A 26,633-nucleotide genomic window follows, 5' to 3' on the forward strand; every position below is an offset into this window, starting at 1 on the left:
GATGAATATTGTTTGATATTTCACAAATAAGTTTAAAAAGTAACACACCGCTGAATCTTAAAGTATGTGAGATTGTGATCAGTACAATTTCAATTTTAAAGGAATGACTATAAAGTATATTTATCTTAAAACCAGTCATACCTAATGATAGACCATTTTTTTGCTGATATAGATAGGCAGTTTATCTGTCATGAATTGTGCTTGGAAATACTATAAATACGGAGATTTATTCAGAAAATAGTGGTATGTTTACATTCGCTCACCTGATAACTTTGTGCTATAATAGTGTTGTTGACATAAGTCAAAAAATTTTGGAGGATCTAAACACATGACTGTTAAGATTGGTATTAACGGATTTGGACGTATTGGCCGTTTGGCTTTCCGTCGTATTCTTGAGTTGTCAGACAAGGCTTCAGATATCGAAGTTGTTGCTATTAACGATTTGACAAGCCCTGATATGTTGGCATACTTGTTGAAGTATGACTCAATTCACGGTACTTTAAACGCTGAAGTTTCATCAGATGATACAGGTATTGTTGTTAATGGTAAGCACTATGCTGTTTACTCAGAACGTAACGCTGCTGACTTGAAGTGGGTTGCTAATGATGGTGTTGACTATGTATTGGAAGCTACTGGTTTCTATACATCAGCCGAAAAGTCACAAGCTCACTTAGATGCAGGTGCTAAGAAGGTATTGGTTTCTGCTCCAGCCGGTGCAGTTCCTACAGTTGTCTATGGCGTTAACCAAGACATCTTGACAGCAGATGACAAGATTGTTTCTGCTGGTTCATGCACAACGCAATCATTGGCTCCAATTGCTAACGTATTGGAAACAGAATTCGGTGTTAAAACTGGTTTGATGTTGACAGTACACGCTTACACAGCTTCACAAAGCTTGCAAGATGGTCCTAAGTCAGCTAAGTTTGCAAAGCGTCAAGCTAACCGTGACGCAGCTTCAAACTCATTGCCACATTCATCTGGTGCTGCTAAGGCTATCGGAATGGTTGTTCCTTCATTGGATGGTAAGTTGACTGGTTCAGCTATCCGTGTTCCTGTTCCTGATGGTTCAATCACTGAATTGACTGCTGTCTTGAAGAAGGATGTTACAGTTGAAGACGTTAACGCAGCTATGAAGAAGTACGAATCAGATTCATTTGGTTACAATGGTGATGGTTTGGTATCTACCGATATTATCAATGATACACATGGTACTGTCTTCGATCCAACACAAACTGAAGTTGTTTCTGGTGACGGACAACAATTAGTTAAGGTTGCTGCATGGTATGATAACGAATACGGTTTCACTTCAAACATGATCCGTACATTGTTGCATTTCGCCACAATGTAATATTAAAACTAGATAATCTTGACATCGTCATATATATTGTCAAGCGTAAGAATCCCATTTTGGTGGGGTTCTTTTTCTATTTGTGCTAGAATATTGTGACTAATATGTGCTATAATCTATTCAGTGCTTTGAAAGAGGTTTCACTTGTGAAAGTTGCATTTTCATCAGATAATCACTTAGATTTGAATAAAATTAATGTTGAGCGTATTATGAATGTCCAAGCGCTTTATTTGCTGAATGCGAGTATAAATCTATATGTCATTGCTGGGGATTTATTCAATGATTTTGAAAAAACCTTAACTTATGTTCGCGATATGCAAACATTATTAGCAGATAAAGTACAGATTCGTTTTATTGCTGGGAACCATGATATGGCTAAAGGTGTCACTTATGAAGAGTTAGAAAGTGATATTGACCCATTGTACTTACACAATAAGTTTATTGATCTGACACCAACTGTTCGCCTAATTGGCAACAACGGTTGGTATGATTACGATTTTGTAGGTGATACCTACACAGATGCACAGATTCAACAATTCAAACAAACTTTTTGGTATGATCGTCGTATCCAACAACCTGTGACAGACAAGGAACGCTTTAATAGGAATATGGCGCAAATTCAGGCACAATTGGATGCTGCTGATCGCCGGCAGACAGTAGTAGTATCTCACTTTGTGCCACGAAGTGACTATATTAAGCGTTTTCCAGCTAGTAATCAACGCTTAGACATGGCAAACGCCCTTCTAGGCAGTTCAAAATTAGGGAAGATACTAGATAATTCTTATACGGTAGCTACGGTTACCGGGCATTTACATTTACATCCGGCGCCGTTAAAGGTAGGGAATAATACCTATTATAATGCTGCTGTAGGATATCACACTGTTCGAGTAAATGAATGGGATAGTGATGATTTCATGACTGAATGGCAAAGACGTTTGGTGGTATTGGATTTTTAAGATATTGTAAACAATGGTTTGTTATATAAAAATAGTTTGACTATCGAAGTAAATAATGCGATAATTTCTTTATCATATTATTTCGATAGTCAAACTATTTTTTCGAAAGGACTAATTTAATACTTAAAACGTATTAAAACAATTAAAATTATGGCAGTACTTACAACAACAGAAATTATGGCATTGATTCCCAATCGTTATCCCATTCTTTATATGGATTTCGTTGAAGAAATGACGCCAGATGAATCAATTGTCGCAGTAAAAAATGTAACGATTAATGAACAATTTTTCCAAGGACATTTTCCAGGGAACCCAGTAATGCCAGGGGTTTTAATTATTGAATCACTTGCACAGGCAGCTTCTATTTTGATTTTATCATCACCACAATTTAAGGGTAAGACAGCTTACATGACTGGTATTGATAATGCTAAGTTTAAGAAAATGGTTGTACCAGGTGATGTCTTAAAGTTACATGTTAGTTTTGGTAAGTTACGTGCCAATATGGGTAGCGTACTTGTTGAAGCAAAAGTTAATGGACAAACAGCAACATCTGCTGAATTGATGTTTGTTGTCTCACCAGACGAAGAGAAATAATTATGGGTGAAACACTAATAACTAATTTTGAACAAATAAATAGTGAATTAGTAGGTGTTTTTAATAATGTAATGTGGATTGAAGAAGCTGCATTAAAACAGAGCCTTTTTAAAGATCTTTCTATTAAAGATATGCATACAATTGAGGCAATCTCGATGTATGAAGAAAAGAGTGCTTCTGAAGTTGCAAGGATAATCCATATCACACCCAGTTCTATGACTAGCGCAATTGATAAGCTAGTTGAAAAAGGTTATGTGGAGCGGCGTCGTTCGATTCAAGACCGACGAGTCGTTAAGCTAGGGTTGACACACAAAGGACGTATTGTTTATCGTGCTCATCAAGGTTTCCATCGCGATATGGCACGTAACTTTTTGGAGGGCATGTCATCTGAGGACGTCACGGTTGTGCAGAAAGCTATTCACAATTTGATGAGTTATTTGACACGGTTACTTCAGAAATAAGGGGATTATGGAACAAATTAAAATTGTGGCCAGTGCGCGGCAAATACCGCAACGTACTGTGACAAACGATGAATTGAGCGCCATGATGGATACCGATGATCAATGGATTTATTCACGTACAGGTATTCATGAGCGCCATGTTGTGACAACAGAAAATACAAGTGATTTAGCCTTAAAGGTAGCACAAAAGTTATTAGAACAAAGTAACTATGATGCTAATGATATTGACTTTATTTTGGTAAGTACAATGTCTCCTGATGCGACATCGCCCAATACAGCAGCACTTGTACAAGCAGGGTTAGGTGCTAACCAAGCATTCGCAATGGATTTAAGCGCTGCTTGTTCAGGTTTTGTTTACGGCATGAGTGTGGCAACATCATTGCTTAGTTCGCGTTACCGACGCGGTATTGTGATAGGTGCAGAAGTCTTATCTAAATTAGTTGACTGGACTGATCGCACGACAGCTGTACTGTTTGGTGATGGTGCAGCTGGCGTATTGATCGAAAAAACAGATGATGCTGTGGGACTATTAGCTGAAGATTTACGATCATTTGGTGACGTGAATGGTTACTTAGTGGCAGGAAGATTTGCAAATGCAAATGCTTTCAGTGGTGAAATTACTACATTGGATCCTTTTTTTCACCAAAATGGTCGAGAAGTGTATAATTTTGCTACACGTGAAGTACCAAACACCTTAACACGTGTCTTAGCTAAGGCAGAGTTAACCGCAGATGACGTCGATGTATATCTGTTGCATCAAGCCAATGCACGTATTATTATGTCAATTGCTAAGCGGCTTGGACAAAACATTGAAAAGTTTCCTATGAATATGAATAAATATGGGAATACAAGTGCAGCGACTGTGCCAATTTTGTTGGATGAACTACGTGCTGATAATGTTGTCCATGAAGGGCAAACAATCGCACTGGTAGGATTTGGTGGCGGATTAACGATTGGCGCACAAATTTGGAAGTTATAATCAGGGTATTATTTTAAACAAACGTTTGGTGTGGGACGGCTGCACCATAAAAATCTAACCGATAAATATAAAAGAATCCTACAGGAGAAAAGAAATATGACAGATGCAGAAGTTTTTAACAAGGTAAAAGAAATTTTGGTTGACCAATTTGATTTGGAAGACGACGAAGTGTCTTTAACAACTGATTTAACTAATGATATCGATGCCGATTCATTGGATTTGTTTGAAGTTTTGAACCGTGTTGAAGATGATTTTGATATTAAGTTGGCTGTTGCTGAAGATATCAAAACAGTACAAGACTTGGTAGACAAGGTAAAGGCGCAATTAGCAGCCTAAATGTTACAAGTGGTCGGCAATGATCACGTACATAACTTTATTTAAAGGAAAATGAAATGGTTGTAAAAGAAATGAGCCCAATTTTTAAAAAGTTAGGCATGAAGTATCCTATTGTTGAAGGCGGAATGACATGGGCAGGAACAGGTAAGTTAGCTGCTGCTGTTTCTGAAGCTGGAGGCCTTGGTTTTATTGGTACAGGTTATTGGCATGGTGAAGATGTGCGTAACGAAATTCGTCGTGCAAAGTCACTGACAGATAAGCCTTTTGGTGTCAACGTGATGTTATTGAGCCGTCACATTCGTGAAGTGTTTGATGTCATTATTGAAGAAGGTGTCAAAGTTGTTGCTACTGGTGCGGGAGATCCCTCACCGTTCTTAGATGAACTTCATGAAGCAGGCATTATCGTTATTCCAGTTGTACCTTCTGTATCATTAGCTAAGATGATGGAAAAAAAGGGTGTGGATGCTGTCGTTGCTGAAGGCATGGAGTCTGGTGGCCATATTGGGATGCTGACAACAATGGCCTTAGTACCACAAGTTGTGGATGCTGTTAATATTCCAGTTATTGCAGCTGGTGGTATTGGTGATGGACGTGGTGTGGCTGCTGTCTTTATGTTAGGCGCAGCGGGAGCTCAAATGGGCACACGTTTCTTAACAGCAGCGGAATCTGAAGTTCATCCAAACTTTAAGCAAAAGGTTTTGAAAGCTAAAGATATCGACACAATTGTTACAGGTAATTTGCTTGGTAATCGTGCACGTGTTTTGAAAAATAAAATGGCTAAGTCGTTTGTCAAAAACGAAGTACTTGAATTACAAAAAGAAAAGCCAGATGCTGCAGCTATCGAAAAATTAGAATCTGGTACCTTGCGTAGTGCGGTACAACAAGGTGATAAAGAAGGCGGTGCATTCATGGCTGGTCAAATTTCTGGTTTGATCCACGATGAAAAGCCTGTTAATGAAATTTTGGCTGATATTTGGCAACAAGCAACAGATGTCATGGGCATTGAAAATACGACATTATAGGAGGCAAGCTACTTTCGTAGCTGCTTCTTGTAAAGAAATAGTATATGGGGTTTAATATGAAATTAGGCATTTTATTTAGTGGTCAAGGGGCACAGAAAGCAGGTATGGGATCTGATTTATACCAATCTCTGCCTGCATATAAAGAGACTGTTGACAAGGCTTCTGAGATTGTTGGATATAATCTCCAAGAAGTAGCCAGAGATGAAACTAAAATTTCTCAAACAGCATATGCACAACCAGCTATTTTAACAATGAGTCATGCGATTATCAGTGCTTTAGGTGATGCATTACCAGTACCTGTAGCTGGGTTAGGTTTAAGTCTTGGAGAATATTCTGCCTTGACAGCAAGTGGTGCGTTAACGTTTGATCAAGCAGTTGCTATCATAAAAGATCGTGGTGCTTACATGCAAACAGTCGGGGATGCGAATCCTGGTAAAATGGTTGCTGTGATGGGTGATGATCAAAAATTAGTCGAAAATGTTTTGGCAACATTGCAATCAGAAAGAAAAAAAGTTTACCCGGCTAACTACAATACATTTGCTCAATTAGTTATCGGTGGTGTGGCGGCTGATGTTGATCTGGCTGTTGAAAAATTGACAGAAGCTGGTATTCAACGCATGGTAGAGTTACCAGTTTCAGGTGCTTTTCATACGCCATTATTAAAGGACGCGGCGACACAGTTGGCAACACGTTTGACTGGCGAGAAATTCAACAGTTTCAAATATCCTGTATACTCCAATACAACTGGAGATATATTTACGCAAGACACACTTTATGATACTTTAACGCAACAGATTATTTCGCCAACATATTTTGCGCAAGCTGTGCAAAATATGTTAGATTTGGGAGTAGATACATTCCTAGAAGTTGGACCATCTGAAACGTTGGTAAAGTTTGTTAAAAAGATTGCACCTAAAAGTGTAAAACGTTATGCTATTACAGATTTAGAAAGTTTTAATACTGTTCGGGATATGCTAATAGCAGAAGGAGAGGAAACTAAATGATGGATTTTACAAATCAAACAGTGTTAGTTACTGGATCATCACGTGGTATTGGCTTAGCCATTGCGCAAGCATTTGATGCTGCTGGAGCCAAGTTGATTTTGCACGCACGATCAGAAATCAAGCCTGAAATCATCGCATTGTTCAAGCAAGAGCCACAGGTTTTGCAATTTGATATTGCTGATGCAGAAGCTGCAGAAGCTAGCTTGAAAGCGTTATACAAACAAGATGATTTTGATGGTATTGATGTATTAGTTAATAATGCAGGTATCACAAAAGACCAGTTAGCAATGGCATTGGCGCCAGCCGATTTTGCTGCAGTTGTTAACGTTAACTTAAATGGGACATTCAACGTAACACAACCCGTATTTAAAAAAATGATTCGTCAAAAGCATGGTGCAATTATTAATTTGAGTTCAGTTGTCGGGCAAATGGGTAATATGGGGCAAAGTAACTATGCTGCGTCAAAGGCTGGCATCATTGGTTTAACTAAATCATTGGCTAAAGAGGGTGCGCGTCGCAATATACGTGTCAATGCTGTTGCGCCAGGTATGATTGTATCTGACATGACTAGTGTTTTGCCAGAAGCAACACAAACAGAAATTTTAAAGAATATCCCGCTGTCACGCTTTGGCAGTGCAGAAGAAGTGGCTGACGCGGTGTTATTCTTAGCTGAAAATTCATACATAACAGGACAAACACTTACTGTTGATGGTGGATTATATATTTAATCAAAGGAGATCTTAATGTCACGAGTAGTAATCACTGGGCTTGGTGCTGTTACACCACTTGGAAATGATACAGAAACATTTTTAAATGGTATTTTTAATGAAGAAATCGGTATTAAGCCTATCACAAAGTTTGATGCATCTGAAACAGGTATTACAGTAGCTGGACAGGTCGATGGTTTTGACCCAGCTCAGCGTGTGGGTAAGCGTAATGCTCGTAAGCTGGATTTGTTTTCACAGTATGCTATTGATGCTGCAGATCAAGCATTGGAAAATGCTGGCTTGAAAGCACCAGAAGGATCAGAAAATCCAACAACTGTTAAGGATCCAAACCGATTTGGTGTTATTTTAGGTAATGGTATTGGTGGATTAACAACAATCCAAGAACAAGTTATTAAAATGCATGACAAAGGACCACAACGTGTGAGCCCATTGTTCGTACCAGAATCAATTCCAAATATGGTTGCTGGTAACGTATCATTGCGTTTTGGTGCTAAAGGTGTGAACTACACCATCGTTACAGCGTGCGCCTCAGCTACCAATGCAATTGGTGAAGCATTTTGGCGTGTACAATCGGGTAAAGCTGACGTGATGTTGACCGGTGGTTCTGAAGCGACAGTTAACGAAATAGGTATTGCTGGTTTCGCCGCTCTAACAGCATTGTCCACTGAAACAGATCCTAAAAAAGCTTCAAAGCCATTTGATAAGAATCGTCACGGTTTTGTCTTGGGTGAAGGATCAGGTATCTTGGTTATCGAGAGTCTAGAACATGCTCAAGCCCGTGGTGCACATATCTTGGCTGAATTAGTAGGCTATGGTTCATCTTCTGATGCTTACCATATGACGTCACCATCACCCGATGGTGAAGGAGCTGCTCGCGCTATTAAAGATGCACTACAAGATGCTGATTTACAACCACAACAAATTTCATATATTAATGCACATGGTACTGCTACGGGTGCTAATGATTCTGGTGAAGCCCACGCTATCGCTACAGTGTTTGGTGAGAATACAGTAGCTGTATCATCTACAAAGGGTATGACAGGTCATTTGCTTGGTGCGGCAGGTGCTATTGAAGCATTAGTTTCTGTTGGTTCGTTAGTTCGTGGTGAGTTACCTGTTAACGTAGGTATCGATGAGCCAGATGAAGATACTAAAGTTGTTAATTTAGTATCGGCAGCTACAAAGAATCAAGCACCAGAGTACGTTATGAGTGCAAATTATGGCTTTGGTGGTCATAATGCTGTTGTTGTATTTAAAAATTGGCATGAAGAGGCTTAATTCATGAGTTTAAAAATTGATGAAATCCGTGAACTGATTGCAGATTTAGAAAATAGTTCGTTGCGTGAATTTGAAATTGCAGATGGTGATTTTAAATTACATTTGTCAAAAAATGATAATGCAACAGTTATTAATACACCAGAAACACCTATATCAAAACCAGCTGCTAAAGTAGATGCTGAACCTGAGCATCCTTTGGCTCAGCCCGCTCAAACAGGTACTGAGATTGTGGCTCCCATGGTTGGAACAGTATATTTGCAACCAAAGCCTGATGCGCCAATGTTCAAACGAGTAGGGGACAAAGTGTCAGTTGGTGAAACAGTTGCTGTCATTGAAGCTATGAAACTTATGACTGAAATCCATAGTGAAGTAGCTGGTACGATTGCTGAAATTTTGGTAGAAAATGAAGAAGTTGTTGATTACAATAAGCCTTTGTATGTTGTAACAACGGACTAATGCATGCGGTTTTTCCGCGTACATATTTTGGAGGAAACACAAATGAGCGTTTTAAGTACAACAGAAATTATGGCAATCATTCCGCATCGTTATCCAATGTTGATGTTGGACACAGTTGAAGAATTAATACCTGGTGAGAAAGCCGTTGCGTTGAAGAATATTTCTGTTAACGAAGAAATTTTTCAAGGCCATTTCCCAGGTAATCCAACTTTTCCTGGTGCTTTGACGGTTGAAGCATTGGCACAAACTGGTGCTGTTGCCTTATTATCACTCCCTGAATTTAAAGGAAAGACTGCCTATTTTGGTGGGATTAAAAAAGCACGTTATCGCCAAATGGTACGTCCAGGAGATCAATTACGTTTAGAAGTAACGCTTGATCGTTTACGTGGCCCAATTGGAACAGGTAAAGGTACTGCTTGGATTGGCGATAAGAAGGCAACAACTGCTGAATTAACATTTATCATTGGAGATTAACTGTGTTTAAAAAAGTATTGGTTGCAAACCGTGGTGAAATTGCGGTACGCATTATCCGAACATTAAAAGAAATGGGCATCGCTTCTGTAGCAATTTATTCAACAGCTGATAAAGACAGCTTACACGTACAAATTGCAGATGAAGCAATTTCAGTTGGTGGTCCAAAACCAAAAGACTCTTACTTAAATATGAAAAACATTTTAAGTGCTGCCCTATTAACTGGTGCCGAAGCAATTCATCCAGGATACGGTTTCTTGTCAGAAAATGCACTATTTGCCGATATGGTTGGTGAAGTAGGCATTAAGTGGATCGGTCCAAGACCAGAAACAATTTCATTAATGGGTAATAAAGCCAATGCACGTGAAGAAATGCGTCGTGCAGGTGTACCAGTGATTCCAGGTTCTGAAGGCTTTATTCGTGATTTCCATGAAGCAAAAGCAGTTGCAGAACGTATTGGATATCCTTTGTTACTAAAAGCTGCAGCTGGTGGTGGTGGTAAAGGTATGCGTTTTGTGTATGCAGAAGATGAGTTATCAGATAAATTTGATGATGCTCAAAATGAAGCAAGATCATCATTTGGTGATGATCATATGTATATTGAAAAAGTCATGACTCGTGTTCGTCACATTGAAATGCAGCTTGTACGAGATGAAAACGGCCATGTGGTTTATTTACCAGAACGTAACTGCTCATTGCAACGTAATAATCAAAAAGTGTTAGAAGAATCACCAGCAACTGGTGTCACAACTGAAATGCGTGCTGAATTAGGTGATATTGTAACTCGTGCAGCGCAAGCATTGCGTTATGAAAATACAGGTACAATCGAATTTTTGCAAGACCGTGAAGGCAAGTTTTATTTCATGGAAATGAACACACGTATTCAAGTTGAACATCCAGTGTCAGAAATGGTAACTGGAATTGATTTAATTCGCTTACAAATTATGATTGCTGCTGGTGAGGATTTACCAGTTACACAAGATGATGTTAAGGTTCAAGGTCACTCTATTGAAGTACGATTAACAGCTGAACAACCTGAAAAGAACTTTTCGCCTAGTGCAGGTACAGTTGATTTTGTCTTTTTACCAATGGGTGGTTTGGGTATTCGTATTGACTCTGCTTTGTTTGCAGGTGATAAAATTCAACCATTTTATGATTCGATGATTGGTAAGTTAATTGTCCACGGTGCAAATCGACCAGAGGCAATGGCAAAGTTACGCCGTATTGTTAATGAAACAGTTATTCACGGTGTGCAGACAAATCGTAATTTCCAAAAAGCATTATTAGACGACCCACAGGTACAACGTGGTGAATTCGATACACGCTATTTGGAAAATGAATTTTTACCACGTTGGGCTGAGAGTTTGTCAATTAAAGATTAGTTATAAAGTCGTAGACGGTAAAGAATTGTAAAGAAAGGCATATGTTCAGTTACCTGTGAGGGCACGGAACATACTCTTGAAAATGGATTTATATAATAACGACAAATCAACATCGAAAATTAAACGTGCTGAATCAGTGAATGAACGTATTCCCGACGGCTTATTTCTAGCGTGTCCATATTGTGGTACACAAATGTACAACAAACAATTAGGTGCTTATCGTGTATGCGCTAATTGTGGATATGGTTTTCGTTTACAAGCAAGGGAACGCATTGAACTTTTAACTGAGTCGTTTGATGAATTGGATGCAGATGTTACAATGACACATCCTGATTTCCCTGGTTATGCTGATAAGTTACAACGAGCCAAGGATCAGACAAATCTTGGCGAGTCTGTTTTGACTGGTGTCGCAACGATTAAGGAACAAAGGGTTGCGCTAGGTATTATGGATTCGTACTTTATGATGGGATCACTTGGATCAATGACAGGTGAGAAGATCACGCGTTTATTTGAGCACGCAACATCAAACAGGCTACCAGTCGTATTATTTACGGCATCTGGTGGTGCACGAATGCAAGAAGGTATGAATTCCTTAATGCAAATGGCAAAGGTTTCAGCAGCGGTGGCGGAACATCAAGAAGCTGGACTATTGTATTTGGTTGTATTGACTGATCCAACAACTGGCGGCGTGACGGCTAGTTTTGCTATGCAGGCAGATATTACCCTGGGAGAACCACATGCTTTGGTTGGTTTTGCTGGTGCGCGAGTGATTGAATCAACGATTCATGAAAAACTACCAAAAGACTTTCAGCGTGTGGAAACACTCTTGAAGAACGGCTTTGTTGATGATATTGTACCAAGACCGGAACTCGCTGAAAAGATTGCAACCTTAGTGAAATTTCATCAAGTGACGGAGGAGTGATATGGCTGTTAATATTGGTTTGAAATTATTTAAACGCGAGCTGACGCCAAAGGATATTGTAAAGAAATCACGAGAAGATCGCTTTCTTGCTCGTGAAATCATTAATGGGATTTTTACAGACTTTGTGGAATTACATGGTGATCGATTGAGTGGGGATGATACATCGGTTATCGGTGGTATTGCACGACTTAATGACCAGCCAGTTACGGTTATCGCCATTGATAAAGGCGTTGATATTCATGATAAGCTAAGTAAGCGCAACGGTTCGCCTGAGCCATGGGGTTACCGTAAAGCACAACGCTTAATGCAACAAGCAAATAAATTTCACCGACCTATTGTGACTTTTATTAATACACCAGGAGCTTTTCCAGGTAAAACAGCTGAGGCACAAGGACAAGGCGAGGCGATAGCACAATCTATTTTGTTATCGATGAAGCTAACAGTACCTATGATCGCTATCATTTACGGTGAAGCTGGCTCTGGGGGAGCGCTAGCGCTAGCAACTAGTGATCAAGTCTGGATGTTCCAAAACTCTACGTACTCCATTTTATCGCCAGAAGGATTTGCTTCTATCTTATGGAAAGATAGTAAACGTTCTGATGAAGCTGCGGCATTGATGGGTTTGACACCTAAAGACCTATTAGAAAAACAAGTAATTGACTATATTATTCCTGAATCTCGTAACCATCCCCGTGTATTTAGTTTAATTAGAAAACGTTTGGACAATGAATTTAAGCAGTTAAATTCATTAACACCTGAAGAGTTAATGAAACAAAGACGCGCAAGGTTTAGAGCATTTTAATTTGTGGTATAATAGATTATCAGCTGTTGTTGATAATCTATTATTTTTCTTTATTGAGAAAAACTATTGGTTTTTGGGGCCGTTTTTGGAATTCGACGGGTTGTTTAGGGCAGGGACTGCGTTTCGCCATCCGGGCGTAAAGCGGGCAGACATTTTAACTGCAAAAAACGAAAACACTTTCGCAGTTGCTGCTTAAAAAACAGTAACGCGTAACTTAGTCTTGGTTGCTGACATCTAAGATTAGGTCATAAAAGGTCAGATCGTATACTTGTTTAAATCTGGAGCAATTATATTAAATTAATCAGGTTAGTGATTAATATTAGCCTCGTTTTGTGGCGTGATTAATTATGAAATTTAAATGACAAAGCTATAAGCGTAGATGTTTCTGTACCGGGCGGTCTGGACAGGGGTTCGACTCCCCTCGGCTCCATTCAGTATTTCATGGCGTTGCATAGGGTTTCAAAAACCTAATGTAGCGCTTTTTTGTTCAAAAACGTTGCACTGTATTTCATAGCATTTCACACAAAGTGGGGAACTTTTTGGGAAATATTTTAAATACGTAAGTAAGCAGTGTAACGGCGTTTAAGCCGTTTTTTATTTGCAGAAAAGGGCAACAAATAACACATAAACTAGAATGTGGTACATATTTTAATAGCATAAACGAGATAAAGAATGACAAACAAAACAGATAGATTAGTTTGTGATTGCTGCTCTGGCCGATTAAACCTTATGGTAGAGCTGAGCCAACTTACAAGAAATATATTACTGATATTACTTTTTATTTAAAAGTCATCTGGCTAGGTCAGTTGTAAACAAGAGTTTATAATGAACATAGGTATAATTAAGGGGGATATTAAGTAATGACTATTTTTGATGAAATAGTAGATGACAAGGCAAATTCTGAGTTTACTAGCAAAGGACTGAAACCAATCTATCATGCGCCAACGAGCGCAAAAATAGTTATTATCGGACAGGCTCCGGGATTACGTGTCCAAAACTCAGGTATAATGTGGAACGATGCTTCAGGAGATAGGTTGAGAGACTGGATGGGTATCAGTAAAGATGTTTTTTACAACTCTGGTAAGATTGGTGTCATACCCATGGACTTTTATTATCCTGGAAAAGCTAAGTCGGGTGATTTACCACCACGTAAAGGTATCGCAGACAAATGGCACCCACGTTTGTTAAAACAGATGCCCAATGCACAGATGACTATCTTAGTAGGTTCCTATGCACAAAAATACTATCTAAAGCTAAATAGTCAGGCTAAAATAACGACAGTCATAAAAGATTATCAAAAATATCTTCCTAATTACTTCCCAATTGTTCATCCTTCTCCTAGAAATAATATTTGGCTCAAAAAAAATCCTTGGTTTGAGCAAGAAGTTGTCCCAGACCTGCAGAAAATGATTTCTCAAATCATATCAAATTGAAATCCAGGTTGACATACTTGATAATCAATAATATAACAAGTTCAATACCTCATATAATGGCGAAAAATATGCTTTCATATGTACGCACTCTATGAGTGCATGATTATTATTTATAAACTATTAAGGCAGTATATGCAAACACAGGCGTTCTATACTGTACCTCAATAATTTCGTGGCCATGAGCCTCTAAATCAGCTAAATCCTCATTTAGTTTGTCAGTAAATCCTTTGGCTGTCCAAAAACCAAGTACAAGTTGTGTCCTCATTTGTCATCCCCTGTAATGCTTTTAACGTGGTTCAATGCACGTATTATGTAATCACTCTGTGAGTACTTTTGATTTGTATAATCAGGATGTACAAACAATTGATAGTATGTGCCATTGGAAGATAATTGATAACATCAAATGAGTACATTTCTTTTTATTGCTTTTAACAATTATAATACCAAAGAATATCACGTATTTAAAGGCAAATACCCACCGATGTAGCTTAAATTGACATTGATCATACTAAATGAAACGATGATTTTTTGCTAAACAAATACTAAAATATATATCAATCTAAAAATATATTTTTAATCTAAATCACTAGGAGAATTGCTCATGAAAAAAATATCTATGCCAATTAGAGCTATATTGTTTACTCTAGTTATTTTCTTATTAGGAGCGTTGTCCTCTTTTAGTGTTGAATGGATTAGAGGTGTGTCAATCGGTGAGGTATATGGCACATTTAGATTACCACCTTTTGCACCACCGAGATGGCTGTTTGGACCGGCGTGGGGATTTTTGTATATTTTGTTAGGTATTTATTGTGCTAACTTAAATTCAGTCAAAAAGAATAGAACGATGATATATAGTTTCATGTATATTCAATTAATATTAAATATCTTTTGGACTGTTGTATTTTTCTCTTTTGCTAATTTATTCTGGGCTAGTGTAATGATTGTGGTGATGGATATTTTAGTTTTTGGTTTACTTCTCGCGGATCATCGACGTATTAGATATATTTTGATACCATATTTAGTTTGGTTACTGTTTGCTAGCTACTTATCAATTGCTGTTCTTTTATTAAATTGAGTACTTATCAATAAAACTAGTCAATCAATTCGTTAAAATGTGACATCACTTGAAAATGAGAATACAAAAAGCACGGAAACTTTAATATTAAAGTTTCCGTGCTTTTTAATGACATTAATTGTCTACAACAGTATAATGATTTTGACGTAAGCACACTATGGCTTTTGAAAGGTTAGCTTCTTTGCTGTAATGTACTCTTTTTACCCAGCAGGATATTTTCAATGTTGGTCGCAAAGTCCCTCCGTGAGATAGGACGTAAATTGTTAAAATATTTAATCCAACTAAGATAGGTTAAAAATAGACCTGGTAGATATGAACTATATCTTGCTTTATCAAAGATAATACCAGGATAAACAAAATATGCACGACTTGCTAATCGTTTTTTGGCTTCGTTTTCGACAGCGCGTTTGGCGTTAAGATAAGGTTTCATAAAGAAAGGACCTGTATTTGCTGAAATAAATAAGAACTTTGGTGTAGGTTCCGCAACCAGAACGTCAATAATACTTTTCGCTGGCTCATAGCTACTGTTTTGATAATTTTGTTTTTTAATTGGGTTCGGTAACAAGATACCTATTGCATCAATAATCCAGTCGGCATCTGCGACAATGTGTTGCCATTCCGTAGGATTACTGAGGTCTACTGCATGATAAAAAGTTTGATCCTTAGCATGTGATGAAAATGGGTGCCTGGATAAACTGTGTACTTCAAAAAATTCTGGTGAAAGTTGTTGAATAATACCTTGTCCAACAAACCCAGTACCACCGGCAATGACAATTTTTTGTTTTTTTATAACATCCATACTTTAAAACCCTTTCAAATTGTATTGTGGTAGGCTTGGAAATTAAGGATAGGGCAAATGTAGTTACCTCACTAATAAAACATGTGATATCTGCCCAGTAATTGTGAACATAAAAAGTAGCAGCAAGGGGATGATGACAAGTGACAATTTCGTTTTCCAAATATCAGGGTATTTTATGTTGATATGATAATAATTTTTGACATAATATTGAACACTTTACATTGGTATTTCAATAATTTCTGTTCATCATAGTTGATAAAAATATTACTATAAACAAGAGATATAGCGCCATTAAAACAATAAAAATAATAAATTGGACTAAACCTGCACGGTTCCATGTCGCTTGCACAGCCTTAAATGTGTCAATATCTTTATAATCGCCCTTTTGCCATGCCCACTCATTACCTTTAAAGCCACAAACAAACATCCAAAATAAGTTAAACACTGGAATCAAGCAGAGCAAAGGTAGATAAGTTTTGTTACCTATACCCCAGAATACATTGTACATGAAGGCACCCCAGTTCCATCCTCTAATCTCATTTGGTACGGTTATGCTATTCTCGTCCATAATATTTTCTCCTAATCTTTTTAACATGTGTCAGTGTAGTGATTGAGCGATGTGCATTATATGCCATCCTCATTGTTAATCAAAAAAGATTGCATTTGTTGCATAAAATATCATATTCTAATTAAATCATACCATTTACGAGTTGGTCGGTGGGGTTTGTTGTTTGTCATCTAGGATAAACGAAATATAGCTATGATAAAAACGTCACGCGTTTAAAAAAACACATGTTCTAACTTAATATTAGAGCATGTGTTTTTGAAATAAATTAGAACCACAAAGGTAACATGATGGCTGATGCTGCAATGGCATCATATTTTGTGGCATATTTTTTGATTTGGTTATGTAATGTAATTGCTGCTTCAGGCAGTTGATTTTTGGTTTCCCAGTAATACAAAACAAGACTTTTAATCATTTTTGAAGCGACCAAATGATAGTTTTGTGTCTTATCTAATTCTTTTGCATAGTTAAGAATCATGTCGCGTAAATCAGGCTGTGCTTTCACTTGTGGATCAGAAAATGCAACGCTCATCTGGTCTAAGATTGTTTCAACTGTTTCTTCTTGTGAAGCCATACTTCCCCCTAATTATTTATATACTTGTGTGGCGCGTGGATCTGTTAAAAAGTGTGTTATTTCATTAACCCATTACGATTATCCCAAATGTAAGAAATCGCCAGAATAAGTAAACCTAAGTTAGAAGCTAAAATAGCAAAGGTAGATTCGTTCATAATCCAGCTAACTAACGAAACAAACATCAAAATTAAAGCTAAAATAACGACATATACTGAACTTTTTTTCATAATAATCTCCTTGGCAGTTTAACGTGATTACGAGGCACGTAGGGTCATGATTTATATCATGTTGTATTGTCAAATCAGAGTACGGCTTTTTTCCACTTGCGTATTTTTGTTCTGAACGTACCAAAGGGTGCAACAGAGTTGATATGAACCCATTTCCAAACTGGACATTGTGCAGCAGTAGTTGCCCATTGACGTTGATTTGGTTCAAATAAAACCTCATCGTTGATAGGATAAGTTTTCACTAGGCATATGATTTCATTGAGTTAGTACCCGTTCTTAACAATTTGGTGACCAGTAGAGGGATATGTAGCAAATTATTTTATATCATTAGTGTAGCAGATTATGCTTATATTATAAAGATTAGCAGATAGTATGTTAATTTTGTAACAATATTTTTTAATTTGGCGTTATATTATTAAAAATGGTAGGATAGAGGTAGTTAAATAAATCACGGTTGGGCGAAAGCTTCAAGAAATGAATTGGTCGGGGAACCAATTATTTCTTGGAGTTTTTTGAATTAAGGAGAATGTCATGGTCTATGTATCAATTATACTATTAATTATTGTCACAATAATATTTGGAAAGATAGGTGTTAAGTTAGGATTTTCAGAAGTTGTCGGACAACTGTTAGCTGGTATTGTATTGGGAGGTAGTGTATTTAATATCGTACAACCGACTAATTTAATTCATGTGATATCTGAAATTGGTATCTTATTACTAATGTTAAATTCCGGTATGTCATCTGACATCAAAGAAATGAAAAAGTATATTAAAGCATCCGTTCTCATTGCTGTAATGGGTGTTCTTGTTCCGGCAATTGTATTTCCTATAGCATTCATTTTATTAGGTTACAGTATACAAGTTGCGATTTTTTCAGGCGTTATTTTTTCAGCTACGTCAATTTCTATTACTTTAGCAGTATTAGCTGAGCAAAAAAAATTAGCAACGACTATGGGTGCTATTATTCTTTCGGCTGCGGTTTTAGACGATATTATTGCATTAATTGCGGTTATTCTATTTTCAATATTTGTCGGTGGCGGTGGATTAGGTATTAATAGCTTATTACCACTAGTTGCTTTTGCAATCGGTATTTTATTACGAAAAGTATCTTTTTCACAACAACTGTCTAGTGGTTTTAATATGATTGGGCAATGGGTGTTTTATCCCGTATTCTTTGGTGCCATTGGTTTAGGCTTAGCTGTACAAAATTTAAATGATAAAATCTTGCCAATTATTATATTTAGTGTGTTAGCAGTCATCACGAAGTTTGCAGGCTCATTTATTGGTGCAAAAATAGCCGGATTAAGTCAAAATATTGCTAGTGCTATTGGGGCTGGAATGATTTCCAGAGGAGAAATGGCACTTGTGATTACGCAAATAGGTATATCATCTAAAATTATCAGTGAAGCGACATCTGGTGAAGTTATCATAACTGTCATTATTTCTACGATTGTTGCACCGATACTGATGAAACCGTTGTTTAGCAAGGTATAGATCATTTGATGCTAAATAGAGGATAGGCATGAATTGATTGATTGTTGTAAAATATGTTCATGATGAAAAATAGTTTTATGTTAGCAGCAGATGAAGTGTTATCGGATGAGCAGACAGAGATTGTCACGCAAGCAGTTCATTTTGTTGAAACCAGTTTACAACAAGACCAAAAACGTATTTTTGTTATCGAAGGTGGTGCAGGTACCGGGAAAAGTGTGGTATTGCTCGATATTTTTAAACAAATACAAGAAAAAAACATGCAACAAAATCAACAATCAAGTCACTATTTACTCGTCAATCATGCGGAAATGTTAAAGATTTATCGTGATTACGCTGGTAGCCAGCCTCTTTTTAAGAAGAATCAATTCTTGAAACCCACGTCTTTTATTAATCAAATGGATAAGAGGAAAGCCACAGCAGATGTTGTTTTAATTGATGAAGCGCATTTATTGTTAACTTCGCCGGACCGTTATAATAAATTTAAACAAGATAATCAGTTAGTTGAAATCATCAAGCACGCGCGAGTTATTGTTATGGTTTTTGATCCAAAGCAGGTTCTGAAATTTAAAAGTATGTGGGACAATCAATTATTAATGCGCATAATTGCGTCATATCACCCTGTGATTGAACATTTAACCAAACAATATCGGATGACGGGGCAAAGTGAAGCTGTGGTGAAATGGATTAATCAGCTGACGCAAGACCGACAAGTAGCACAATTAACAGCGGTGAAAGATTTTGATTTTCGAGTATACAATGATGCCACAGCAATGTATCAGGCAATTCAGGAAAGAAACCAACAATTGGGAATGTCACGTATATTGGCAACGACTGATTATAAATATACTGTTAATCGCGGGACATGGTACGTCACATTGGATAATTTTCAATTACCATGGGATCAATTAGATACTGGCACAACACCGTGGGCAATGCGGCCAGACACAATTAATGAAGTGGGATCTGTTTATACCATCCAAGGGTTTGATTTGAACTACGCGGGTGTTATTATTGGCCCTAGCATTCAGTTTGACGAACAACTACAGCAATTGGTGATTGATCCCCATCTTTATGAAGACAAAGCAGCTTTTAGGCAGTTAAAAGGGCAATCATTTAATCGTCAGGCAAAAGAAGAATTAATGCTCCATGCATTAGAAGTACTTCTAAAACGCGGTCGATATGGGCTTTATTTGTGTATTGCAGATCGCAAGTTGCGCCGACATGTTTTGAAACAAGTGAGTTCTGAATTGTGTGTTAGTGATAACATATAGATACTAAAAAGCTACAAATATTGACAAGATAATAAAGTGATGGTAAGCTTCATAATATAATTGAATAGAAAAATATCTGGGGTGCCTATTATTTGTTTGGCTGAGAATATACCCATATAACCTGATCAGATTAGAATCTGCGTAGGAAGATGTGATTAATAATATTATTTATTGAACTGTTTTTTGCGTACTTTTAACGTGGGAAACAGTTTTTTTGTATTTTGGCAAGTGATTTTAACAATTGAGAGGTTAATCAATGATAATGACTAATAAAAATGTAGATTACTCGCTTTACTTAGTGACCAACAGATATGATTATTCTGATAAAGCATTTTTACAAATTATTACTCAAGCTTGTGAGAGCGGTGTGACTTTGCTAGAACTAAGAGAAAAAGATGTCACATCAAAAAGATATTTTGAGTTAGCAAAATCTGTGAAACAGGTAACAGATCGTTTTGATATTCCATTGATTATTGATGACAGAGTAGATATTTGTCTGGCAGTTGACGCAGCCGGTGTTCATGTTGGTGATAACGATTTGCCAGTTTATAAGGTACGCCAAATGATTGGACCAAATAAAATACTAGGTGTTTCAGTTAAAGATATGGCTCGTGCGATTGAAGCCAAAGAACAAGGGGCAGATTATTTTGGTGTTGGTGCCATTTACCCAACAAAAACAAAAGTAATTACCAAACATACATCAATTGAAACGTTGAAAAATATAGCAGAGCAAATGAACATACCGGTCAATGCAATTGGTGGGATTAAAGAAGACAATATTAGTAGCTTGAAAAATACTGGTATTGCTGGTGTCTGTATGGTAAGTGATATCATGCAAGCACCTGATGTTCAAACAAAAGTAGCTCATGTATTAGATCAGGTAAAAAAGATACTATAGATAAAGTATTTGGGTAACACCAATGATAGCATTCAGTTTTTAGTCAATTAACCCGGAACGCTAAGAGAAATTGTGTAATAAACAGTATGATATGTAAAATGATGTAGAAAGTAGACTAAATAATATTAAAAAAGCTATATTCTTAATCGAATTAGCTTTTTTAATACGTTTAGAACAAGTACATGAGGTTTGAAGTTATCCCGAGAAATACAAAATACTTATTGTGGAAAGTCATTTTCTCAAAGCGTGTTGTATTATTTGCCGACAAGATGTATACTTACTATTAGTAAGAAAGAAGGATTAAAAAATGACTAAATATGGTGTGGTAGTAGGTTCAATTCGAAAGAATTCATATTCAAAGGGCGTAGCTGATGCTTTGGTAGCGGGGTTACCTGAAGATTCAGAAGTGACTTATATTGATATTCATCACCTACCTTTATATAATCAAGATTATGATGCAGATTCACCTGAAGAATATACAGCATTTCGTTCAATAATAGCAGCGCAAGATGCCTTCATTTTTGTGACACCTGAGCATAATCGTAGTATTTCAGCAGCGCTGAAGAATGCACTCGACGTTGGTTCACGTCCATGGGGTCAAAACAGTTGGGCTGGAAAGCCAGCTTTGGTAGCGTCGCAGTCAATTTCTGGGATTGCCGGTATCTTAGCTAACCATGTGTTACGCCAATCTTTGGTTTTTTTGGATATGACGACAATGCAACAACCTGAATTATATATTGGGAATGTTCAAAATCTAGCAGATGAAGAGGGACATATTACAAATACTGATACACAAGCATTTTTGGCTAGTGCAACACAACAATTTGTCTTGTTTGCAGATAAGTTAATCGGCTAAATTGTTTGGCTTCAATTTGCTGATAGGCGACAAAGAGATACGTGTCCTCATGAAAACGGTTCTGGACAATTAGCAACAACAGTTGGCATGGCATCCTTACTGTCGTTGATGACTTATTGCGAATGCTTAACTTTTATTTGAAAACAGATTAAAAAAGCGCCTTCTTTTAGAAGAGCGCTTTTTTAAGACATTTAATGATGTACTAAAAATGGGGTTACAATAATTTTTTTGCTTTTTGCGTATTAGCAAAATGTAATTTAGCAAAGTGATTGAGATCCAAGCCTTTTTTCATTAGTTTAGCGGCAATGATATCAACTTGATGTCCAGCACCGATAGGGAGCAACATACCAGCTTCTTCACTCAATCTAGCAATGGCATCAAGTTCAACAACACGTGCCAAAATTGAAGCGGCAGCCACGCTTAGATGGTATTGTTCACCCTTTGTTGTAAAATAAACATTTTGATTAACAATATGTGATTGTTGCGCATTGCGTAAATATTTGTAATAAGTACTTTCTTGAGCAAATTGATCAATCAAAATGCCATCTGGCACATTTGGGGCAATTTTTTCTAATACCTTACCCAGGGCAAAATTGTGAGAAATTGCCTTCATTTGATTGACATTATTTTTTGTTTGTAGCACATTATATTTTTCGGGCATAATGTTAACAACATGATGAGGTAAATGATGAATAATTTCTGGGGCAATTTGTTTCATTTTCTGATCAGTTAATGTTTTAGAATCAGCAATGCCAAGTTGGCGTACCCAATCAAGATTATCTTTAGAGACATAAACGGCAGCTGTAGTTAAGGGACCAAAATAAGCACCCGCACCAACTTCATCGGAGCCAAGAACTGACCAATCAGCGAAATCTCGTGGTATACTAATGCCTGGTGTTGTATTTTGCCTCACCATGGCATGTGACTCCTTCTGGGGTTCTTCAGTATGCCAGCGCGCGGCTTCTTGTGCGAAGCCAGCACCTTGGAACATTACTTTACCTGATTGATAACCGGTAATGGTTGCGCGAGGTGTTTTCGCTGCAAAAATTGCGCCGTTTGGTAATTTTGATGTCAGCTGTTTAGCATAATAAGATGCCATTTTTTTTAATTGTGGTTGAGAAACTTGGATAACTGTTTGCATACGATCAATTATATCAAGTTTTAGCTGGTAAGAATATGGTGTATAATTGATTAGACACTATTAAGGAAAAGACTATGGCAGGAAAAAACGATAAACGACGATACAAGGCAAATATTGCTGGCAAAAGTTACACGATTTCAGGTCATGCTAGCTTGCCACATTTTAAAGCAACAGAGACATTATTTAATAAACAATGGACACAAATTCAAACAGTTGCGCCTCAGCTAAAGCCACTTGAACAAGCTGTTTTATTAACTTTCAATACCTTATCTGATCAACTTTACAAGCAGGCTGAGCTAGACGAATTGCAGAAGCAAATCACGTCATTACAAGCAGAATTGGATGAGCTACGGCAATCTCAAAAATCAACATCAAAACGAGAGCCTAAGAGTGCAATTACATCGATTATTGATGATGCTAAACATGATAGTCAAGTAAGGTCAACTAACAAACTATTTAAACAGGATAAAAACACATGATATTATTGATAATTGCAGTTATTTTTGTACTAGCTTCACTGCTTTCAGGATACCGACATGGTTTTGTAAACGGGCTCTTACGCTTGGCATTGTTAGTCGTCGTGTGGTACATTGCGATTAAATTTGCCGAGCCATTAGGAGCAGTATTTTCAAATTTTGTGAGCGGACAATTTGTACGAACAGATGTCCCACAAGATGTTGCTAATCAAGGCTCAAAATTTTTAGCTTCAGGTCTCACGTTTACAGTACTGTTAATCATAGGAGGAGCAGTTAGTCATTATATTCTGAGGTCACTCAGCATTATTCGACGAATTCCATTATTAGGATGGGTTGATGGTGTTCTAGGTGCGATACTATATGGCTTAATTAGTGCAACAATTACCTTTTTTGCGCTACAGTTGTTATCCGTCATACCGAATGTATGGCTTCAGGATCAATTTTTGAATACACCTTTACTAAATGAAATATTAGATAATGCACCATTTTTTGCTCAGCAAATCTATCAATGGTGGTTATGAGTGGTGAACTTTTGAATAGAAAAAAAGGATAGCGTATTTTGCGCGTAGATGGATGAATAAAAAAGTATTACAAACTTTAGAATATGACAAAATAAAATTGCAATTGCATGCTTTTTTGCTGACACCAATTGGGCGGCAAGAAGCAGACGCGCTGGCACCTGAAACAGACATCGACAGGATTAATTATTGGCTACTTGAAACGGCTGATGGTGTTTTAATTGATCGTTTAAAAGGTGGGTTGCCAATTTCTAAACTGGCGGATATTACACCACATTTAAAACGATTAAATATTAATGCTAGCCTGAGTGCCACTGAGTTATCAGAAGTAAGTACGGTACTACGTAACACAAGCACAATTGCTAATTTTTTTGAGCAGTTACAAGATGAGGTGATTGGCGAATCATTACAAGTATTACCTGAACAAGCACAAAATCTTGAAATATTACAAGATGTCACGCGACAAATTCAAATAGCTATTGATATATCGGGGCGAATTAATGATGAAGCCTCCTTTGAATTGAAAGCCATTCGTGGCAAGATTATTGGTCATGAAAATGCAGTTAAGCATCAGATGCAAGATTATACGCGTGGTAAAACAGCACAGTATTTGAGCGACCCAATTGTGACTATTCGTGCTGATCGCTATGTGTTACCGGTTAAAGCTGAGTACCGTAATCAGTTTGGCGGTGTTGTTCATGACCAAAGTCAAACGGGACAAACGCTTTATATTGAGCCACAAGCAGTTGTAGAGTTAAATAATAAGTTAAGCGAATTACGTGTTAAAGAAGCGGTTGAAGAGCAACATGTGCTGCAAGAGTTATCTGCTGCTTTAGCACCACATACTGTAGAAATAGCTAATAATGTGAAAATTATTGGTCATTTTGATTTTATTAATGCTAAATCCAGATTAGCTGCACGCTTAGATGCCATGCAGCCTACGGTTAATCCAAATAATCATGTGAATTTGCAACAAGCTTGGCACCCTTTGCTAGATAAAAAAATTGCGGTAGCTAATGATATTGTTTTAGGTGAAGACTATAAAGCAATTATTATTACAGGACCTAACACTGGTGGAAAAACAATTACCATCAAAACATTAGGTTTGCTGCAATTAATGGCGCAATCAGGTTTATTTATCACAACAAAACGGCCATCCACAGTTGGCATTTTTAATGAGGTCTTTGCTGATATTGGTGATGAACAATCTATTGAGCAAAGTTTATCCACCTTTAGTTCACATATGGCCAATATTGTTTCAATGCTTGATAATATTGATGATCAAACACTGGTTATTTTTGATGAATTGGGTGCAGGTACTGACCCCGCCGAAGGGGCGGCTTTAGCGATTGCTATTTTGGATAAAGTTGCTAGTTTGGGAGCGTATGTTATTGCCACCACCCACTATCCAGAATTGAAATTATATGGTTATAATCGTCCAGAAACAATCAATGCTTCGATGGTATTTGATGTTGAAACATTGCGACCAACTTATCAATTTATGATGGGGGTGCCTGGTCAGTCCAATGCCTTAGCTATCGCTAAACGACTTGGGTTGGGGGAGGATGTGATTGGTGCAGCCACAGCATTAACAAATGAATCAGATCAAGATTTAAATAACATGATTGCCGATCTGGTAACAAAGCGGGATCAAGTTAATAAAGAACGAGAGATTCTTGAGTTACAATTGAAGACGACTGATGAGCAAGCCACGGCTTTTGAAGAAAAGCAGCGCCAACTAGAAAAAGATCGCGCACAGATTGTCTTAGATGCTAAAAATGAAGCCAATCATATTGTAGCGTCAACAAAAAAACAAGCTGAGCAATTGATTTCTGAGATACGTAAGGAACGTCTAAACGCAGGTCAACAGACAGGTCAGTTTAGTGAGCAAGACCTACAAGCTAAAAAAGGTCAATTAGAAAAATTACGTCAGAATAATAGTTTAGAAAAAAATAAAGTCTTACAACGTGCTAAGCGTGCCAAAGCGCTTGCTGCTGGTGATGAAATTTTGGTTAAATCTTATAGTCAGCAAGGTACTTTAGTTAAAAAACATAGTAATGGTCAATGGGAAGTCGAGATGGGTATTTTGAAAATGCTTGTCGATGAAGACGATGTGGTTAAAACTGAAGCAACTGCCAATGCCCAAAAATCTAAAGCAAAACAGAAACAAAGAAAAGTTGTGAAAACAAAAACAGCTGGAAATACAGTACGACAGACAGCTAGTGCTAAGTTAGATCTTCGTGGTGTACGATATGAAGCTGCGTTATCAGAATTAGATCGGTACTTGGATACTGCGGTGTTAGCAAACCTTGGTGCGGTCGAAATTATTCACGGTAAAGGTACAGGTGCTTTACGTAAAGGTGTGACAGAATTTTTACGGTCGGATCGTCGTGTGAAGAGCTTTCATTTTGCCAGTGCCAATGCCGGTGGGGATGGTGCGACAATAGCAGAATTAGCTTGATATAAATTTTAATAAAAAACAATATGATTATTAGATCATATTGTTTTTTTTGTGATTATGACGACAGTCATGTGTTTTTAAAAGAATTTATTGTGTTGAAATTTGA

Annotated in this window: 31 protein-coding genes, 1 other RNA gene and 1 riboswitch; of the genes, 25 read left to right on the top strand and 7 right to left on the bottom strand. The window is 37.3% G+C overall.

Annotated elements, in window-relative coordinates; genetic code table 11:
* Positions 1–328: 328 nt before the first annotated feature.
* From gap to HNQ98_RS05570, 17 genes are all read left to right on the top strand, one after another.
* Positions 329–1,348, top strand: coding sequence for a type I glyceraldehyde-3-phosphate dehydrogenase (gene gap, locus HNQ98_RS05490; RefSeq protein ID WP_014974820.1), 1,020 nt, complete (start codon positions 329–331; stop codon positions 1,346–1,348).
* A gap of 146 nt (positions 1,349–1,494) precedes the next feature.
* Positions 1,495–2,304, top strand: a complete 810-nt coding sequence (locus HNQ98_RS05495) for a metallophosphoesterase (protein ID WP_014974819.1) — start codon at positions 1,495–1,497, stop codon at positions 2,302–2,304.
* Positions 2,305–2,454: 150 nt separating this feature from the next.
* Complete coding sequence (gene fabZ, locus HNQ98_RS05500) at positions 2,455–2,898, top strand: 3-hydroxyacyl-ACP dehydratase FabZ (protein WP_014974818.1); 444 nt, start codon at positions 2,455–2,457, stop codon at positions 2,896–2,898.
* Between the two features lie 2 nt (positions 2,899–2,900).
* On the top strand, positions 2,901–3,359 hold the full coding sequence (locus HNQ98_RS05505) for a MarR family winged helix-turn-helix transcriptional regulator (RefSeq protein WP_014974817.1): 459 nt from the start codon (positions 2,901–2,903) through the stop codon (positions 3,357–3,359).
* 7 nt (positions 3,360–3,366) lie between these two features.
* Positions 3,367–4,338: a beta-ketoacyl-ACP synthase III gene (locus HNQ98_RS05510; protein ID WP_135197757.1), complete on the top strand. Its 972-nt coding sequence runs from the start codon at positions 3,367–3,369 to the stop codon at positions 4,336–4,338.
* Positions 4,339–4,434: 96 nt separating this feature from the next.
* Positions 4,435–4,674, top strand: a complete 240-nt coding sequence (locus HNQ98_RS05515; RefSeq protein ID WP_014974815.1) for an acyl carrier protein — start codon at positions 4,435–4,437, stop codon at positions 4,672–4,674.
* A gap of 56 nt (positions 4,675–4,730) precedes the next feature.
* Positions 4,731–5,696: a nitronate monooxygenase gene (locus tag HNQ98_RS05520; RefSeq protein ID WP_014974814.1), complete on the top strand. Its 966-nt coding sequence runs from the start codon at positions 4,731–4,733 to the stop codon at positions 5,694–5,696.
* A 56-nt stretch (positions 5,697–5,752) separates the two neighbouring features.
* Positions 5,753–6,700, top strand: a complete 948-nt coding sequence (locus HNQ98_RS05525) for an ACP S-malonyltransferase (protein WP_135197756.1) — start codon at positions 5,753–5,755, stop codon at positions 6,698–6,700.
* Positions 6,697–7,428 carry a 3-oxoacyl-ACP reductase FabG gene (fabG, locus tag HNQ98_RS05530; RefSeq protein WP_014974812.1) on the top strand — a complete coding sequence of 244 codons (732 nt, stop codon included), beginning with the start codon at positions 6,697–6,699 and terminating at the stop codon, positions 7,426–7,428. The genes HNQ98_RS05525 and fabG overlap by 4 nt, the downstream gene beginning before the upstream one ends.
* 15 nt (positions 7,429–7,443) lie before the next feature.
* Positions 7,444–8,706: a beta-ketoacyl-ACP synthase II gene (fabF, locus tag HNQ98_RS05535; RefSeq protein ID WP_014974811.1), complete on the top strand. Its 1,263-nt coding sequence runs from the start codon at positions 7,444–7,446 to the stop codon at positions 8,704–8,706.
* A 3-nt stretch (positions 8,707–8,709) separates the two neighbouring features.
* Complete coding sequence (gene accB / locus HNQ98_RS05540) at positions 8,710–9,162, top strand: acetyl-CoA carboxylase biotin carboxyl carrier protein (RefSeq protein WP_014974810.1); 453 nt, start codon at positions 8,710–8,712, stop codon at positions 9,160–9,162.
* Positions 9,163–9,204: 42 nt separating this feature from the next.
* Complete coding sequence (gene fabZ, locus HNQ98_RS05545) at positions 9,205–9,636, top strand: 3-hydroxyacyl-ACP dehydratase FabZ (protein WP_014974809.1); 432 nt, start codon at positions 9,205–9,207, stop codon at positions 9,634–9,636.
* Positions 9,637–9,638: 2 nt separating this feature from the next.
* Entirely contained in the window at positions 9,639–11,015 is a 1,377-nt protein-coding gene (gene accC / locus HNQ98_RS05550) for an acetyl-CoA carboxylase biotin carboxylase subunit (protein ID WP_135197755.1), read from the top strand.
* 82 nt (positions 11,016–11,097) lie between these two features.
* On the top strand, positions 11,098–11,937 hold the full coding sequence (locus HNQ98_RS05555; RefSeq protein WP_135197754.1) for an acetyl-CoA carboxylase carboxyltransferase subunit beta: 840 nt from the start codon (positions 11,098–11,100) through the stop codon (positions 11,935–11,937).
* Position 11,938: 1 nt separating this feature from the next.
* Positions 11,939–12,739 carry a carboxyltransferase subunit alpha gene (accA, locus tag HNQ98_RS05560; RefSeq protein WP_014974806.1) on the top strand — a complete coding sequence of 267 codons (801 nt, stop codon included), beginning with the start codon at positions 11,939–11,941 and terminating at the stop codon, positions 12,737–12,739.
* Positions 12,740–12,814: 75 nt separating this feature from the next.
* Positions 12,815–13,172: a transfer-messenger RNA gene (gene ssrA / locus HNQ98_RS05565) on the top strand.
* A gap of 427 nt (positions 13,173–13,599) precedes the next feature.
* Positions 13,600–14,172: a uracil-DNA glycosylase family protein gene (locus tag HNQ98_RS05570; RefSeq protein WP_135197753.1), complete on the top strand. Its 573-nt coding sequence runs from the start codon at positions 13,600–13,602 to the stop codon at positions 14,170–14,172.
* Between the two features lie 106 nt (positions 14,173–14,278).
* On the opposite strand, the gene HNQ98_RS05575 is transcribed toward HNQ98_RS05570, so the two are convergent.
* Positions 14,279–14,437, bottom strand: coding sequence for a hypothetical protein (locus HNQ98_RS05575; RefSeq protein ID WP_019040187.1), 159 nt, complete (start codon positions 14,435–14,437; stop codon positions 14,279–14,281).
* Positions 14,438–14,773: 336 nt separating this feature from the next.
* On the opposite strand from HNQ98_RS05575, the gene HNQ98_RS05580 reads away from it, so the two are divergent.
* Positions 14,774–15,247, top strand: a complete 474-nt coding sequence (locus HNQ98_RS05580) for a TspO/MBR family protein (protein ID WP_135197752.1) — start codon at positions 14,774–14,776, stop codon at positions 15,245–15,247.
* Between the two features lie 172 nt (positions 15,248–15,419).
* On the opposite strand, the gene HNQ98_RS05585 is transcribed toward HNQ98_RS05580, so the two are convergent.
* The 5 genes from HNQ98_RS05585 to HNQ98_RS05605 all read right to left on the bottom strand — a co-directional run bounded on the left by HNQ98_RS05585 (position 15,420) and on the right by HNQ98_RS05605 (position 17,666).
* On the bottom strand, positions 15,420–16,046 hold the full coding sequence (locus HNQ98_RS05585) for an NAD-dependent epimerase/dehydratase family protein (protein WP_135197751.1): 627 nt from the start codon (positions 16,044–16,046) through the stop codon (positions 15,420–15,422).
* Between the two features lie 229 nt (positions 16,047–16,275).
* On the bottom strand, positions 16,276–16,614 hold the full coding sequence (locus HNQ98_RS05590) for a hypothetical protein (RefSeq protein WP_014974801.1): 339 nt from the start codon (positions 16,612–16,614) through the stop codon (positions 16,276–16,278).
* Positions 16,615–16,879: 265 nt separating this feature from the next.
* Positions 16,880–17,185, bottom strand: coding sequence for a bacteriocin immunity protein (locus tag HNQ98_RS05595; protein WP_135197750.1), 306 nt, complete (start codon positions 17,183–17,185; stop codon positions 16,880–16,882).
* 56 nt (positions 17,186–17,241) lie between these two features.
* Positions 17,242–17,412, bottom strand: a complete 171-nt coding sequence (locus HNQ98_RS05600; protein WP_014974799.1) for a hypothetical protein — start codon at positions 17,410–17,412, stop codon at positions 17,242–17,244.
* A 74-nt stretch (positions 17,413–17,486) separates the two neighbouring features.
* Positions 17,487–17,666, bottom strand: coding sequence for a ClbS/DfsB family four-helix bundle protein (locus tag HNQ98_RS05605; RefSeq protein ID WP_373306184.1), 180 nt, complete (start codon positions 17,664–17,666; stop codon positions 17,487–17,489).
* A gap of 277 nt (positions 17,667–17,943) precedes the next feature.
* On the opposite strand from HNQ98_RS05605, the gene HNQ98_RS05610 reads away from it, so the two are divergent.
* From HNQ98_RS05610 to HNQ98_RS05625, 4 genes are all read left to right on the top strand, one after another.
* On the top strand, positions 17,944–18,906 hold the full coding sequence (locus tag HNQ98_RS05610) for a cation:proton antiporter (RefSeq protein ID WP_135197749.1): 963 nt from the start codon (positions 17,944–17,946) through the stop codon (positions 18,904–18,906).
* Between the two features lie 53 nt (positions 18,907–18,959).
* On the top strand, positions 18,960–20,177 hold the full coding sequence (locus HNQ98_RS05615) for a DUF2075 domain-containing protein (protein WP_135197748.1): 1,218 nt from the start codon (positions 18,960–18,962) through the stop codon (positions 20,175–20,177).
* 67 nt (positions 20,178–20,244) lie between these two features.
* Positions 20,245–20,342: riboswitch (TPP riboswitch) on the top strand.
* Positions 20,343–20,439: 97 nt separating this feature from the next.
* Entirely contained in the window at positions 20,440–21,075 is a 636-nt protein-coding gene (gene thiE / locus HNQ98_RS05620; RefSeq protein WP_223822776.1) for a thiamine phosphate synthase, read from the top strand.
* A 307-nt stretch (positions 21,076–21,382) separates the two neighbouring features.
* Entirely contained in the window at positions 21,383–21,931 is a 549-nt protein-coding gene (locus HNQ98_RS05625; protein WP_135197746.1) for an NADPH-dependent FMN reductase, read from the top strand.
* 214 nt (positions 21,932–22,145) lie between these two features.
* Here HNQ98_RS05625 and rnhC read toward each other — a convergent pair whose 3' ends face one another.
* Entirely contained in the window at positions 22,146–23,072 is a 927-nt protein-coding gene (rnhC, locus tag HNQ98_RS05630; RefSeq protein ID WP_135197745.1) for a ribonuclease HIII, read from the bottom strand.
* Between the two features lie 74 nt (positions 23,073–23,146).
* Between rnhC and zapA the strand changes: the two genes are divergently transcribed.
* The 3 genes from zapA to HNQ98_RS05645 are packed head-to-tail and all read left to right on the top strand — an operon-like array spanning position 23,147 to position 26,527.
* Positions 23,147–23,551 (top strand): cell division protein ZapA, encoded by a 405-nt coding sequence (gene zapA / locus HNQ98_RS05635; RefSeq protein WP_014974792.1) that lies wholly within the window; start codon positions 23,147–23,149, stop codon positions 23,549–23,551.
* Positions 23,548–24,069, top strand: coding sequence for a CvpA family protein (locus tag HNQ98_RS05640; protein WP_135197744.1), 522 nt, complete (start codon positions 23,548–23,550; stop codon positions 24,067–24,069). The genes zapA and HNQ98_RS05640 overlap by 4 nt, the downstream gene beginning before the upstream one ends.
* A gap of 52 nt (positions 24,070–24,121) precedes the next feature.
* Positions 24,122–26,527: an endonuclease MutS2 gene (locus HNQ98_RS05645; protein WP_135197743.1), complete on the top strand. Its 2,406-nt coding sequence runs from the start codon at positions 24,122–24,124 to the stop codon at positions 26,525–26,527.
* The last annotated feature ends 106 nt before the right edge of the window (positions 26,528–26,633 follow it).

The organism is Leuconostoc carnosum (assembly GCF_014207505.1).
GTDB classification, from domain to species: domain Bacteria; phylum Bacillota; class Bacilli; order Lactobacillales; family Lactobacillaceae; genus Leuconostoc; species Leuconostoc carnosum.

What these genes read in the sequence shown, in the direction of transcription:
- gap (WP_014974820.1), top strand. Translation starts at nt 329, where the DNA reads ATGACTGTTAAGATTGGTATTAACGGATTTGGACGTATTGGCCGTTTG.
- rnhC (WP_135197745.1), bottom strand. Translation starts at nt 23,072, where the DNA reads ATGCAAACAGTTATCCAAGTTTCTCAACCACAATTAAAAAAAATGGCA.
- HNQ98_RS05595 (WP_135197750.1), bottom strand. Translation starts at nt 17,185, where the DNA reads ATGGCTTCACAAGAAGAAACAGTTGAAACAATCTTAGACCAGATGAGC.
- HNQ98_RS05645 (WP_135197743.1), top strand. Translation starts at nt 24,122, where the DNA reads ATGAATAAAAAAGTATTACAAACTTTAGAATATGACAAAATAAAATTG.
- accB (WP_014974810.1), top strand. Translation starts at nt 8,710, where the DNA reads ATGAGTTTAAAAATTGATGAAATCCGTGAACTGATTGCAGATTTAGAA.
- HNQ98_RS05625 (WP_135197746.1), top strand. Translation starts at nt 21,383, where the DNA reads ATGACTAAATATGGTGTGGTAGTAGGTTCAATTCGAAAGAATTCATAT.
- HNQ98_RS05505 (WP_014974817.1), top strand. Translation starts at nt 2,901, where the DNA reads ATGGGTGAAACACTAATAACTAATTTTGAACAAATAAATAGTGAATTA.
- HNQ98_RS05580 (WP_135197752.1), top strand. Translation starts at nt 14,774, where the DNA reads ATGAAAAAAATATCTATGCCAATTAGAGCTATATTGTTTACTCTAGTT.
- zapA (WP_014974792.1), top strand. Translation starts at nt 23,147, where the DNA reads ATGGCAGGAAAAAACGATAAACGACGATACAAGGCAAATATTGCTGGC.
- accA (WP_014974806.1), top strand. Translation starts at nt 11,939, where the DNA reads ATGGCTGTTAATATTGGTTTGAAATTATTTAAACGCGAGCTGACGCCA.
- HNQ98_RS05570 (WP_135197753.1), top strand. Translation starts at nt 13,600, where the DNA reads ATGACTATTTTTGATGAAATAGTAGATGACAAGGCAAATTCTGAGTTT.
- HNQ98_RS05600 (WP_014974799.1), bottom strand. Translation starts at nt 17,412, where the DNA reads ATGAAAAAAAGTTCAGTATATGTCGTTATTTTAGCTTTAATTTTGATG.
- HNQ98_RS05515 (WP_014974815.1), top strand. Translation starts at nt 4,435, where the DNA reads ATGACAGATGCAGAAGTTTTTAACAAGGTAAAAGAAATTTTGGTTGAC.
- HNQ98_RS05510 (WP_135197757.1), top strand. Translation starts at nt 3,367, where the DNA reads ATGGAACAAATTAAAATTGTGGCCAGTGCGCGGCAAATACCGCAACGT.
- fabG (WP_014974812.1), top strand. Translation starts at nt 6,697, where the DNA reads ATGATGGATTTTACAAATCAAACAGTGTTAGTTACTGGATCATCACGT.
- HNQ98_RS05555 (WP_135197754.1), top strand. Translation starts at nt 11,098, where the DNA reads ATGGATTTATATAATAACGACAAATCAACATCGAAAATTAAACGTGCT.
- HNQ98_RS05610 (WP_135197749.1), top strand. Translation starts at nt 17,944, where the DNA reads ATGGTCTATGTATCAATTATACTATTAATTATTGTCACAATAATATTT.
- HNQ98_RS05615 (WP_135197748.1), top strand. Translation starts at nt 18,960, where the DNA reads ATGTTCATGATGAAAAATAGTTTTATGTTAGCAGCAGATGAAGTGTTA.
- HNQ98_RS05575 (WP_019040187.1), bottom strand. Translation starts at nt 14,437, where the DNA reads ATGAGGACACAACTTGTACTTGGTTTTTGGACAGCCAAAGGATTTACT.
- HNQ98_RS05590 (WP_014974801.1), bottom strand. Translation starts at nt 16,614, where the DNA reads ATGGACGAGAATAGCATAACCGTACCAAATGAGATTAGAGGATGGAAC.
- fabZ (WP_014974818.1), top strand. Translation starts at nt 2,455, where the DNA reads ATGGCAGTACTTACAACAACAGAAATTATGGCATTGATTCCCAATCGT.
- HNQ98_RS05585 (WP_135197751.1), bottom strand. Translation starts at nt 16,046, where the DNA reads ATGGATGTTATAAAAAAACAAAAAATTGTCATTGCCGGTGGTACTGGG.
- fabZ (WP_014974809.1), top strand. Translation starts at nt 9,205, where the DNA reads ATGAGCGTTTTAAGTACAACAGAAATTATGGCAATCATTCCGCATCGT.
- HNQ98_RS05640 (WP_135197744.1), top strand. Translation starts at nt 23,548, where the DNA reads ATGATATTATTGATAATTGCAGTTATTTTTGTACTAGCTTCACTGCTT.
- thiE (WP_223822776.1), top strand. Translation starts at nt 20,440, where the DNA reads ATGACTAATAAAAATGTAGATTACTCGCTTTACTTAGTGACCAACAGA.
- HNQ98_RS05520 (WP_014974814.1), top strand. Translation starts at nt 4,731, where the DNA reads ATGGTTGTAAAAGAAATGAGCCCAATTTTTAAAAAGTTAGGCATGAAG.
- HNQ98_RS05525 (WP_135197756.1), top strand. Translation starts at nt 5,753, where the DNA reads ATGAAATTAGGCATTTTATTTAGTGGTCAAGGGGCACAGAAAGCAGGT.
- fabF (WP_014974811.1), top strand. Translation starts at nt 7,444, where the DNA reads ATGTCACGAGTAGTAATCACTGGGCTTGGTGCTGTTACACCACTTGGA.